The 12,400-nt window shown below is 64.7% G+C and carries 10 protein-coding genes; 3 read left to right on the top strand and 7 right to left on the bottom strand.

Annotation, left to right across the window (positions count from 1 at the left end; translation table 11 throughout):
- Positions 1-231: 231 nt before the first annotated feature.
- From B2Y33_RS07335 to B2Y33_RS07305, 7 genes are all read right to left on the bottom strand, one after another.
- Positions 232-1,554 carry an ATP-binding protein gene (locus tag B2Y33_RS07335; protein ID WP_111475190.1) on the bottom strand — a complete coding sequence of 441 codons (1,323 nt, stop codon included), beginning with the start codon at positions 1,552-1,554 and terminating at the stop codon, positions 232-234.
- Positions 1,551-2,234, bottom strand: coding sequence for a response regulator (locus B2Y33_RS07330; RefSeq protein WP_027916040.1), 684 nt, complete (start codon positions 2,232-2,234; stop codon positions 1,551-1,553). Before B2Y33_RS07330 ends, B2Y33_RS07335 begins: the two co-directional genes overlap by 4 nt.
- Positions 2,235-2,617: 383 nt before the next feature.
- Positions 2,618-3,193 (bottom strand): nucleotidyltransferase family protein, encoded by a 576-nt coding sequence (locus B2Y33_RS07325; RefSeq protein WP_027916039.1) that lies wholly within the window; start codon positions 3,191-3,193, stop codon positions 2,618-2,620.
- Positions 3,190-4,161 (bottom strand): XdhC family protein, encoded by a 972-nt coding sequence (locus B2Y33_RS07320; protein WP_027916038.1) that lies wholly within the window; start codon positions 4,159-4,161, stop codon positions 3,190-3,192. Before B2Y33_RS07320 ends, B2Y33_RS07325 begins: the two co-directional genes overlap by 4 nt.
- A gap of 3 nt (positions 4,162-4,164) precedes the next feature.
- Positions 4,165-5,376 (bottom strand): cytochrome c, encoded by a 1,212-nt coding sequence (locus B2Y33_RS07315; RefSeq protein WP_033695153.1) that lies wholly within the window; start codon positions 5,374-5,376, stop codon positions 4,165-4,167.
- A 2-nt stretch (positions 5,377-5,378) separates the two neighbouring features.
- Entirely contained in the window at positions 5,379-5,915 is a 537-nt protein-coding gene (locus B2Y33_RS07310; protein ID WP_023535868.1) for a (2Fe-2S)-binding protein, read from the bottom strand.
- The gene (locus B2Y33_RS07305; RefSeq protein WP_125922422.1) at positions 5,908-8,739 is read right to left on the bottom strand and encodes a xanthine dehydrogenase family protein molybdopterin-binding subunit; all 2,832 of its coding nucleotides are present in this window, start codon (positions 8,737-8,739) and stop codon (positions 5,908-5,910) included. The genes B2Y33_RS07310 and B2Y33_RS07305 overlap by 8 nt, the downstream gene beginning before the upstream one ends.
- Positions 8,740-9,021: 282 nt before the next feature.
- On the opposite strand from B2Y33_RS07305, the gene dsbD reads away from it, so the two are divergent.
- The 3 genes from dsbD to dsbG are packed head-to-tail and all read left to right on the top strand — an operon-like array spanning position 9,022 to position 12,340.
- Positions 9,022-10,743 (top strand): protein-disulfide reductase DsbD, encoded by a 1,722-nt coding sequence (dsbD, locus tag B2Y33_RS07300; RefSeq protein WP_125922421.1) that lies wholly within the window; start codon positions 9,022-9,024, stop codon positions 10,741-10,743.
- A complete protein-coding gene (locus B2Y33_RS07295) occupies positions 10,743-11,579 on the top strand; it encodes a TlpA disulfide reductase family protein (RefSeq protein ID WP_027916034.1) in 837 nt (278 codons plus the stop codon). Before dsbD ends, B2Y33_RS07295 begins: the two co-directional genes overlap by 1 nt.
- Before the next feature lie 2 nt (positions 11,580-11,581).
- Positions 11,582-12,340 (top strand): thiol:disulfide interchange protein DsbG, encoded by a 759-nt coding sequence (dsbG, locus tag B2Y33_RS07290; protein ID WP_049695658.1) that lies wholly within the window; start codon positions 11,582-11,584, stop codon positions 12,338-12,340.
- Positions 12,341-12,400: the final 60 nt, after the last annotated feature.

Genomic DNA, 12,400 nt, shown 5'->3' with positions numbered 1-12,400 from the left:
CTACCGCGCGCTTAGAAGCAAGAGCAAAAGCAAGAGCAACTGCAACTGCAACTGCAACTGCAACTGCAACTGCAACTGCAACTGCAACTGCAACTGCAATGATTATAGATCGAGAAGTCTACCAGAATAGGTAGCAGTAGACATCTTCACCGACTATAAAAGAACTAGCTTGCTCAACCACCTCTTACACTGCGTGCTTTGGGCCCCAGAATGTTCAGACAACGCCCAGGATCACCCCGCAGGCCGCGCCGGCACCTGCAATACCACCCTCAACCCATCACTTCGGCTATCGAATTTCAGGCTACCCGCACAGCGCTGCACAATTGCCTGAACGATGGCCAAGCCAAGTCCGCATCCGCTGCTCTGGCCATGACGCCAGAAACGCTCGGTCAGGTGCCCGAGGTCTGCCTCGGCAATGCCTGGCCCGTGATCGCGCACCATGAACCCCACCTTCCCCTCCACGGCCTGTACCTCCAGCTCCACCGCATCGTCACCGCCATGGCGCAAGGCGTTGTCCAGCAGGTTGCGCAGCGCCGCCACCGCGAGCGGTGCGGGCATGCTCAGGTAGACCTGGGCCGCCTCGGGCGGCAAGTTCAGGACGATCCTGCGGTTGTCACCACCCCCGGCGTCCTGCACCGCCTGACGCGCGACTTGCTCGGCACTGCACTGCACACCGTCGTCGAACGACAAGCTACCCTCCACCCGTGCCAGCATGAGCAATTGCTCCAGGGTCCGGTGCATGCGATCGGCGCCCTGTTCGGCATGCTCGAGCGCTTGTTCGCGCACCGTGCCCTCGGTCATGCGAGCAACCTGCAGGTGGGTCTTGATGGCTGTCAGCGGGCTGCGCAGCTCATGGGCGGCATCGTCGGTCAGGCGCCGCTCGCGCTCGATGGTCTGGGCGATGCGCACGAACAGCTGGTTCTGGGTCTCCAGCAACGGCTGGAGCTCACTGGGCATGCCGGCCACCTGCAACGGCTCGACACTGTCGGGGCGCCTGCGCCGCAGGGCATCGCGCATGCGATTGAGCGGCTCCAGGCCTTTGCCCAGCCCGATCCAGAGCAAGCCCAGGCTGCCCAGCAAGGCCATCAGCACCGGCGCCGAGGCAGCGAGCAGGATGGACTGGTTCAGGGCTTCGCGCTCCATGTGCCGGTCGGCTGTGGTGATGCGTACATCGCCATGGTTGTAGGTGAAGGTGCGCCATGAGGCATCGTCGATCGTCTGGTCGCGAAAACCACTGCGCCCGTCATCCATGACGCCATCGTGCTTGTGGTTGCTGGCCAGGATTTCCCCACGCAGCGAGCTGACCTGGCAGGCCATGCCGTCCGGTACGCTCAACTGGTCAGCCGCATAGTGAGTACCTTCGCCCTTGACGCTGAGCGGCTGGGGCAGCTGGTCGATCAGGCCGGCAACCATGCGTGCAGATGCCACCAGGCGCTGGTCGAGGGAGAACATCATCTGCTGGCGCAGGTCGCGCAACATCCAGGCGGCGGCCAGCGCCCAGATGATCACGAAGGCACTGCCCAGGATAAGGCTCAGGCGCACACGCAGGCTCATGATGGCGTCTCGGTGGGTGCATTGGCTGGGCCCAGGCGATAGCCTAGCCCGCGCACGGTCTCGACGATGCCATTGCCCAGCTTGCGGCGCAGGTGATGGATATGCACGTTCAGCGCATTGCTTTCCACTTCGTCGTTGAACCCGTACACGCAGTCCTTTAATTGCTCGCTGGACAGCACGCGCCCGGCGTTCTGCAACAGGGCCTGGAGCAAGGCTTGCTCACGACGAGACAGGTCCACGGGTTTGCCGGCAAGCGTAGCCTCGCAGCTGCTGGGGTCGTAACGCAGCGGGCCATGCTCGATCACGTTCACCGCACGGCCGGCGACTCGGCGCAGCAGGGTGTGCAGGCGCGCGGCCAGCTCGCGCAGGTCGAACGGCTTGAGCAGATAGTCGTCGGCCCCGGCCTGCAGGCCGTCGACCCGATCAGTGACCGCATCACGGGCGGTGAGCACCAGCACTGGCAACGTCTCACCTTGCTGACGCAGGCGGCGCAGCAGCTTCAGGCCGTCCTCGTCGGGCAGGCCAAGGTCGAGGATCATCACGTCGAACTGCGCCGCCTGGAGCATGGCCCGGGCGGCGGCGGCATTGCCCACCCGGTCGACGGTCAAGCCCTGTGCGGCAAGGCCTGCACAGATGCCAGCAGCGATGAGGTCGTCGTCCTCGCAAAGCAGAACGTGCATGGGTGGGGCTCCCGCAATGGTGTGGCCGACATTGCAGCGTGAATGGATTAAGGGGGAATTATGGACGCAGGCACAGGGTTTGGGGAGAAGGATTGGGCGGCGAAACGTGCGGATTGTCTGACAGTCAACGAGCGGTCTTGCCGGAGCGCCGGACCATGCGGTGCTTAACTTTGGGGGTCAACTGTCATGCACCACATCTGGAGTCTATCGGCTTCCCGTGTGGGAGCGGCCCTTGTGCCGCGATGGGCCGCGCAGCGGCCCCGGCACTATCAGCTGCGAAGCTGAAACCTCAAAACAGCGCCCCCCCTGACTGATCCAGCCAGGACCTTTTATAGAGATCGCTATCTTCCAGATACAGCGCAGCACCACGTGCCCCGCCCTGCTCAACGCCCTAAAACGCCCAGCGCCTCGGGCGTATCCACATCCATCAACACCCCCGCATCCGACACTTCGATCACCGTGCACGAGGCGCGGTTGGCATGCACCACCGCTCTGGCGCCTTCGTCACCGGTCAGCCCCAACAGCGCCGGCCAGAACGCGCGCCCGAAGATCACCGGATGCCCCTGCTGCCCAGCATGACGCGGCAGCACGATGGTCGAAGCCTGGGCGATCTCGGCCAGGTGCCTGAGGGTCGCGGCCTCTATCCAGGGCATGTCCCCCAGCAAGATAGCCACCGCCTGCGCATCGCTGTCAGCCAGGGCGGCAACGCCTGCTGCCAGGCTGTGCCCCATGCCCGAAGCTGCCTGGGCACTGACGACCCAGCCACAGGCGGTGCCCAGGTCGAAGTCCTCGCGGCCCTCGTCCTCGCGTAACACGACGCGCACATCCTCGAACACCGCCTCGGCCCGTTGTACACATTGGGCCAACAGGCTGCGCCCGTCGGGCAGCAGGGCCCGGCGCTTGTCGGCACCGAAGCGCCTGCTGCGCCCAGCGGCCAGGACCAGCGCCGCCACCTTCACAAGGCGGCCCGGTCAAGCCCGTTGCGCACCCGCAGTACATCTGCCAACACCGCCAATGCGATCTCGGCCGGCGTCTTGCTGCCCAGGTTGAGGCCGATGGGCGCATGGATGCGATCCAGCGCATCGGTATCCAGGCCGCCGATGCGGTGCAGCCGCTCGCGGCGTTTATCGGAGGTGGCGCGCGAACCCATCACGCCGATATAGAACGCCTCGGTACGCACGGCCTCGAGCATGGCCAGATCGTCGATCTTGGGATCGTGGGTGAGCGCCACCACGGCGGTGTCGGCATGACAACCGCCATTGAAGATGAATTCCGAGGGCAGCTCGCGGCGTACCTCGATACCGTCGATCTGCACCCCTTCGAGCACCTCCTCACGTGGCTCGCACAGGACCACTTCGAACCCCATGGCCTTGGCGAATTCGGCGCAGTACTGGGCAACACTGGAATACCCCGCCAGCAGCAGCCGCTGGGCGGCACCTACGCGCAGGTGCACGCAGTCACCGTCGCGGTGCACGCGCGGCCCTTGACCGGCTGCGTCTGTCAGACCCTGGATGCCACTGGGCACCTTGACCTGGCGCAGTACCCGCCGCTGACCCTGCAACGCGCTTTCCAGCTGGCGCAGGTGGTCTTGCACCTCGCACGTGGACGGCAGGCGTTCCACCAACACGTCCAGCACGCCGCCACAGGGCAAGCTGACCCGCGAGCGCGGGTCGCTGCCATCGCCGTAGCGCACGATGGCCGCCGGTTGCACGAACTCGCCCAGGGCCACGCGTTCAAGAAAATCGTCTTCAACGCAACCGCCGGACAACGACCCCAGCCACTGGCCTTTGTCGTTGACTGCCAGCAACGAGCCCGGCGCGCGGGGCGCCGAGCCGTAAGTGGCGAGCACGGTGCACAACCACACCGCTTGACCTGTGCTAGACCACTGCAACGCCTGGCGAATCACCTGTAGATCGAGATGCTGCACGCTTTACTCCGCTTTCAGCTCGGCCAGCTGTTGTTCACTGAAATCACCGGGCAGCCCGCCCCATGCCTGACGCAGGTAGTTGACCATGTCGGTCACCTGGCGTTCATCGAGCTTATCAGCGAACCCTGGCATCGGCTGCATGCGCTCAAAGCCGGTGAACTGCTGCTCGCGGATCCCGTCGAGTATCACCTTGGCCAGGTTGCGCGAATCGGCCTGGCGCAGCACCGTATTGCCTTGCATCGCCACGGCGATGTGCGGCTTGCCCTGGCCCTCCACGCCGTGGCAACCGGCGCATACGTTCAGGTATTGCTGGCGACCGCGCTGGGCACTTTCGCTCATCTGCGTCAGCGGCACGGGCGCGATCGCCTTGGCCACCGGCGGGTTGTCGCCGAGCAGGTAAGTGGCCATGGCGGCAAGGTCGGCGTCTTCCAGGTGCTGAGTGCTCAGGTGCACCACCGGAAACATTTCGTTGAACATACTGCCCTGGGCGCTGATCCCGTGCTTGAGGAACGCGGTCAGATCCGGTTGCGACCAGCCGCGCTCGGCCAGGTCGGTGGCCAGCAGGCTCGGGGCCAGGTATCCGTTGAGCAGCCCACCGCTCAGACGCAGGTCCTGCTGCAAGGCGCCGACCGCGTTGCGCGGGGTGTGGCACTCGCCGCAGTGCCCCATGACCTCGACCAGGTACTGGCCACGCTGCCAGGCAGGGCTGCTGCCTTCGACAGGCTGGGCCTGCACGCTCTTGCCGTACAGCATGTTCCAGCCGCTCAGGCCAAGGCGCACGTTGAACGGAAAACGCAGGGCCGTCTGGGGTGCCGGGCGATGGACCGGGGCGATGGTCTTGAGGTAGGCGAAGATCGCATCCGAGTCTTCACGCCGCATCAGGTGATACGAGGTATAGGGCATGGCCGGATACAGGTTGGCGCCGTCCTTGCGCTTGCCTTGGGTGACGGCCGCGAAGAACTCGTCGGCGTTGTAGTTGCCGATGCCGTACTGCTTGTCGGGCGTGATGTTGGTGCCGTAGATGGTGCCAAACGGCGAATGGATCGGCAGGCCACCGGCGAACGGCGCTCCGCCCTCGGCCGTGTGGCACGCCATGCAGTCGGCAGCACGGGCCAGGTACTGGCCGCGCTTGATCTGGCCGTCATCACTGGCCAGCGCCGAGCACGTTGCGGCAAGGCCAAACGCCAGCGCCAGGGCGCTACGGAAAAAGCCCATGCTCAACCCTCCTTTACCAGGCCTAGGTCATCGAGCACCGTGCGCGTGGCCTGGTAGTAGCGCACATAGCCGGTGCAACGGCAGATGTGGTGACCAAGGCTGGCTTCGATACGTGCTTGCACCTCGCTCTTTTTCAGCGGCTGGCGCTGTGCGGTTTCCACCAGGACTGTGGCGGCGTTGACGAAGCCTGGTGCGCAGTAGCTGCACTGGAACGCGAACAGGTCGACGAACTTCTGTTGGATCGGGTTCAACGTAAGGTTGCCAGCCTCGTCCTGCTGGGCGTGGCCTTCGATGGTACGGACCTTCTTGCCTTCGAAGTAATGGGCGCCGGTGATGCAGGTGCGCACTTCTTCGCTGGTGCCGTCGGGGTTGTCGACGATCACCACGCAGGCGTGGCAGATGCCCTGCCCGCAGCCAAGGCGCGAGCCGGTGAGGTTCTGGTGCTCGTGCAGGTAGTCGATCATCGCCAGGTCGTCAGGGACCTGGACCGGGCCGACCGGTTGACCGTTGAGGGTCAGTTGCAGTGGACGGTTAGCCATTGAGGGCCTCCTGGATACGGGCTGGGGTAATGGGAAGATCGCGTACGCGCTTGCCGATGGCATGGGCCACGGCATTGCCGATGGCACCGACGATCGGGATCATCACCACCTCGGCGATGCCTTTGGACGGGTCGGTGGGTGAAAGCGGCGGAAGAATCTCGCTGCTTTGCGTCCATACCGCCACATCACGCGCGTGCGGCAGGCGGTACCGGTTGAAGTTCCAGTCGCCCTCCCCCGGCCCGCCTTCGTACAACGGCATTTCCTCGGTCAGTGCATGGCCAATGCCCATGGCGATGCCGCCTTCGAGCTGGCCCTTGACCAGTTCAGGCACCAGCACGCGGCCGCATTCGACCCAGCTGTGGTGATCGAGGACCTGCACCTGGTGCGTGCCTTTGTTCACCTTCACCTCCACCAGGGTGGCGACCGGGCTGTAATAGGTGACCATGGCGTTGTTCAACTGTGTATCGGGGTAAGCAGGGTTCTGACGGTCGAGCAGGTGGTAGCCGCTGCTGGTCATCTGCGCCTTCTTGGCATTGGCGGCGCCGTCGCCGTACTTCACGGCCAACGCGTCGAGCGGGAAACGCTCGCGCACGCCGTCGATGACGAAGTCGGACTCAGCCCAGCTCCAGCGGTTGAAACCGTGGACGCTCACGCCTGTTACCAGGCCCATGGCATGGGCCTTCTCGGCCAGTTGCGCAAAAGGAATAGGCGCCAGGCCGTTGCCGGTCAGCTCACCGTTGACCCACACTGCGTTTTCCCGACGCACCACCAGCGGGTTGGCCTGGCCGCCGTGCGGGCCCTGGGTCCAGATGGCCATGGCAGCAGGCCATAGGCCGTGATTGAACAACGCGCGAGCCGCCTCGCGTGTGGCATGGCTGAAATAGAACGCCGAGTTGGTCGCCGACGAGGGTGAGGCCAGCTTGCCGACCCAGCGCGGGTTGCGCAGGGCGGCGTCCTGTTCGGCCTGGCTGATCAGGTACGGGTTGCCGCTGGTGGACAGTTGAAGCTCGGGCCACTCGGTGACGGCAGTGAGCACTTCGTCGGCCGAACGGCCCAGGAAATCGCTGACCACCAGTGCCTGGGAGGTGGACATGCCGGTGCCAAGCTCGGTGCCGATGTGGCGCAGGCTGATGCGCCCGTCGCGGCTGAACTCGATGCTGGCCATGGGTGCTTCGGCGCCGGTGCCGAAGTCTTTCTGGCAGATGGCAAAGCCAGTGCCGTACCAATGATCCGGGTCGCTGGCCTCGCGCCGTTGCTTGCGTGCATCACGGTTACGCCAGCCTTCGTGCTGAGCCGCCTTGTCGAGGATCTCGTGCAGGCGCAATGCACCGGCTGGCACCGCGCCCTGGGTATTCTTCATGCCCGACTTCAGGGCATTGTTGCGCCGCAGGTCAATGGCATCGACGCCCAGGCGGCCGGCCACTTCGTCCACCATCATCTCGGTGGCGGCCATGCTTTGCAGGGTGCCGTAACCGCGCATGGAGCCGGCTTCCACTGCCCGCGAATGATAGGCAGTGACTGCCAGATCGTTCTGCGGCATGTAGTAGATCGACTGGGCAGCGGTAGCGCCTACGGCTGCAACGGAGGGGCTGTAGTTAATGCGACCACCGCCGTCACAGCTCATGTCGGCACGGAAGATCTTGAAGCTGTTGTCCTTCTTGTCCACCGCCAGCTGGTAACGGATGTCGAAGGCGTGGCGCTTGATGCCGCTCTGGAATTGCTCGTAGCGGTCGTTGGCCAGGCGCACCGGCACGCCCTCGCCATACAGCGCTGCCACGGCAGCGTAGAAGACGAAGATGTTGTTGTCCTTGGAGCCGTAGCCGACGGTGTAGCCTGGGTGCATGTTCAAGTGCTTGAGGCCAAAGCGTGACGGCTTGATCATGTGCACGCATTCCTGCGCGGCCTCGAACGGGCACTGGGTCGCTACGACGAAATGCAGGGTGCCGCTGGCCTCGTCGAACCAACCGTTGCCGTTGTCCGGCTCCAAGGCCGCCGGCTCGATGGAGGGGGTCTTGAAGCGCTCGTCGAAGACCAGCCAGTGCTCGGGCGGGTTGGCCAGCTGTTCGGCCATGCGGTTGGCGTAGAACAGGCCCTGCTCGGTGAGGTCGCCATGTTGGTTGGGCGACTTGGACCACACCGGCTTGCGGTTGAGGATGGTGGGAAACAGCGGCGAATCCTTCAGGCTGGAGAATTCGTCTTCGTCGAACGGGGTGGCGCCACCCACCCGCACGAAGCGGAAACTGCCGTAGGGGTCACGCTGGTACAACGGCGCCTGGGCGCCGTAGCGAATCACCTGGTCGTTGAATTGCAGCAGGCGCTTGGCCTGACGAAAGCGCTCGAAGTCGTGCCAGATCAGCAGCGCCACCGGATGGCCGATGAACATCGGGACCTTGCCAGGGGGCAAGAGCGGGTCTGGCGAGTGCGCCTCGGGCCAGGCGATGCCGTCGCGCTCCAGGTCGGCAGCGGTGACGATGCGGTCCGGTTGCAACTCGGCACCCAGCACACTGAGGTCGTGGCCTTCATAGAGGCGGTCGGCCTTGGTGGCCTTGAGCAACAGAGCGTGGCCTTGCTGCGCAGGCCAGCCGGGCATGTCCTTGGCACGAATGTCACGGGCGAAGACCTTGTTGCCACAGACTTTCGACAACGCGTCGTTACGAAAGCGCGCCTTGCCGTCATGGTTCATCCATTTGAGCGGCGAGGCGGTAACCCGGTCCTCCATCAGCGCGGCGAACGCCTGGCTGCCAAGCGGCGCCAGGGTCACGCCGACGCCAGCGATCAGGCCGCCTTGCAGAAAGGCGCGCCGGGAAATATCACGGTTGGACATGCTTGATCCTCTGGGCAGCAGGGGGTGCTGCCCATGTGTTCTTAATTCTTGTGCAGGGGTCGAGGGGGTCGAAACCCTGTCGTGCAGGTCAGGAAAAACTGACTTGATTGTCAACTTTACCGCATTGACGCCATCACAAGCAAAGTCAAGCTGACATTGTGTCGCGGTATTTCGTCGAACCCGGAGGTCAGCCGACTTGCTTCAACCCTATTCCCGCGTTAACAGTGGGTTAATCGATCCTCGCCAGCATGGCCCCATTCAACGATCTGCCAAGGCAAACTCATGCGCGTTTTTCTGCTGTTATTGATGGTGCTGCTGGCTGGCCCAGCGCAGGCCAACCCATTCGCCACCAAGCCTGACTTTCTACCCGTCGAACAGGCTTTCGTGCTAACCCACGACCGTCAGGCCGACGGCTCTACCCGCCTGTATTTTCAGATTCAGCCGGGCTATTACCTGTACCAGAAACGCCTGAAGTTCGACGGGCTGCCCACGGCCCAGCATCCGCCCTTGCCTGCGGGCATCAATCACCACGATGAGTTTTTCGGCGACAGCACCGTCTACCGCGAACAGCTTGAGTTGATGGTGCCCCCCGGCGCCCAGGGGCAGTTGCGTCTTGGCTGGCAAGGCTGCGCCGATGCGGGCCTGTGCTACCCCCCGCAGACGACGCTGGTCGACCTGGGAGGCGAAGCCTCGGTCGCCACCCTGGAAGCTGAGCAGGCCAGCGATCAGGCGTTGGCCAGCGGCCTGCAGCAGGGCAACCTGGCCTGGGGCCTGCTGGCCTTCTTCGGCCTGGGCCTGCTGCTGGCCTTTACGCCCTGTTCGTTGCCGATGCTGCCGATTCTCGCCGGGCTGGTGCTGGGCAATGGTGCCAGTGCACGGCGTGGCTGGATGCTGGCTGGCACCTACGTGCTGAGCATGGCCCTGGTGTATGCCGCCTTGGGTGTGGTGGCTGCGCTACTGGGCGCCAGCTTGCAGGCCTGGCTGCAACAACCCTGGTTACTGGGCAGCCTGGCCGCTTTGTTCGTGTTGTTGGCCCTGCCCATGTTCGGTGCCTTCGAACTGCAATTGCCCGCTGCCCTGCGCGACCGCCTGGACCGCGCCGGCCAGGGCACGCGCGGTGGCAACCTGTATGGTGCTGCGCTGCTGGGCGTGTTGTCCGGGCTGCTGCTGGGGCCCTGCATGACCGCGCCGCTGGCCGGGGCGCTGTTGTACATCGCCCAGAGCGGCGACGTGCTTCAAGGGGCGCTGGTGCTGTTCAGCCTGGGCCTGGGCATGGGAGTACCGCTGCTGCTGATCGTGACCCTGGGCAACCGCTTCCTGCCACGCCCTGGCGCCTGGATGAACCTGGTCAAAGGCATCTTCGGCTTCGTGTTCCTGGCCATGGCGCTGTACACGGTGCGCAGCCTGCTCCCGGCCAGCTTGCTGTTGGCCTTGAGCGGGGCCTGGCTGATCGCACTGGGCTGGACCGCCTGGCCTGCGCTACAGCGCCTTCCGGCGCTGCGCATTGCACCGTTGCTGGCAGCCATGTGGGGCGGCTTGCTGCTGGTCGGCGCCGCTGCCGGCGGCGATGACCTGTGGCAACCGCTGCGCCCATTCACGGGTGGGACGGTGGCCGCCACCGACTCGCCTGCCCACGACGCCTTCGTCACCGTGAGTACGCCCGAGGCACTGCAACGGGAGCTGGACGCGGCCAAAGGCCGCAACCAGTGGGTACTGCTCGATTACTACGCCGACTGGTGCGTGGCCTGCAAGGTTATGGAAAAGCAGGTGTTCAGCCGCAGCGACGTCCAGGCCGAACTGGCCGGCGTGCACCTGCTGCGCCTGGACGTCACCACCGATACGCCCGCCAGCAAGGCGCTGTTGCAGCGTTACCAGGTGCCTGGCCCACCTACCCTGATCTGGCTCGGCCCAGAAGGCCAGGAGCGCCGGGCAAGGCGCATCACCGGAGAAGTGGATGCCGCCACCTTCGTGCAACAGTGGACCCTCACCCGGAGCCAGGGCTGATGCTGACCGTGACCCTGGGGCCACTGACCATGGCCCTGAACCATCTGGTGCTGCTGTGTGCCCTGGGCATTGCCAGCGTGGTCGGCTGGTGGGTGGCACGGCGTGGCGGCGAGAGCCCCGAGTCCGCGCTGTTCAATCTGTTCCTGATCGGCCTGTTGTGCGCGCGGATCGGATTTGTCGCGGCCTACTGGTCGATGTACCGGGGCGATCTGCTCCAGATCATCGACATCCGCGACGGCGGTTTCCTGCTCTGGCCAGGGCTTGTGGGCATCAGCCTGGCTGCTGTGTGGCAAGGCTGGCGTCGCCCTGGCCTGCGCCGGCCATTGAGCTGGGCGCTGTTCAGCGGCGCCTTGTTCTGGGGGTTGGCCAGCTTGGGTAGCCACCTGTACAGCAAGGGGACCGAATTGCCTGCCATCACCCTGCGCGATGCCGCAGGCGAGTCGGTGGCGTTGCAGCGCTACCGGGGTAAGCCGCTGGTGATCAACATCTGGGCGACCTGGTGCCCGCCCTGCCGTCGGGAAATGCCTGTACTGCAACAAGCGCAAGGCGAGTACCCCCATGTGACGTTCCTGTTCGTCAACCAAGGCGAGACACCTGAAAACGTCAGCACTTTCCTGGCCACCACCGGCTTGAGCCTGACCCACGTGCTGTTCGACGGCACTGGCCTGCTGGCCCAGCGCGTCGGCTCCATGGCCCTGCCTACCACCCTGTTCTACGACGAGGGCGGCCGCCTGCTTGGCAGCCATCTGGGCGAGCTGTCGCGCGCCAGCCTGCGTCACGCCCTGGAATCCTACCAACGGGCCGCCACGCCCGAACCTGCCGCACAAGGACATTGACCATGCGATTGCCTGCACTCTTCCCGCTCACCGCTTGCTTGCTTGCCAGCCCCGCCCTGTATGCCGAAGACCTGCCCAAGGCGGTCCAGCAGTTGCAAAGCAAGGGCGCCGTGATCAAGGGCAGCTTCGATGCGCCCGACGGCCTGCGCGGCTATGCCGCCGAGTACCAGAACAACCCCCTGGCCCTGTACCTGACCCCTGACGGCAAGCACGTGCTGGTGGGCAACCTGTTCGACGAGCAGGGCCAGGACCTGAGCGCCGCCCCGCTGGAGAAGCTGGTCTACGGCCCCATGACCCAGGCGTTCTGGCAAAAGATGGAGAAGTCCGCCTGGATCGCCGACGGCAAGGCCGATGCACCGCGCAAGATCTACCTGTTCAGCGACCCCAACTGCCCGTATTGCAACATGTTCTGGGAACAGGCCCGCCCCTGGGTGGAATCGGGCAAGGTGCAGCTGCGCCACATCATGGTGGGTATCATCCGTGAAGACAGCCCAGGTAAGTCGGCAGCACTGCTCGCCGCCAAGGACCCTGCCAAGGCGCTGCAGCAGCACGAGAAAGCCGGCAAGGCCAGCACCCTCAAGGCCCTGGACAAGGTGCCGGCCGAGGTGCAGCAAAAGCTCGCCTTCAACATGGCCCTGATGCAGGAGATGGGCCTGCAGGCCACTCCTGCGATCTTCTACCGGGACAGTGAAGGCAAGGTGCACAGCCAGCAAGGGGCACCGCGGCCTGAGATGTTGGGGACGATTTTGGGTAAGCGGTGAATAACGGGAATACGCGCTGAAGTCCCTGGGAATTAGAGTCTCAAGGTGCAGTGCAAACAG

Origin of the sequence: Pseudomonas sp. UBA5666 (genome assembly GCF_002420785.1) — a bacterium.
GTDB classification, from domain to species: domain Bacteria; phylum Pseudomonadota; class Gammaproteobacteria; order Pseudomonadales; family Pseudomonadaceae; genus Aquipseudomonas; species Aquipseudomonas fulva.
This window is presented reverse-complemented; position numbering and strand designations above follow the sequence as displayed.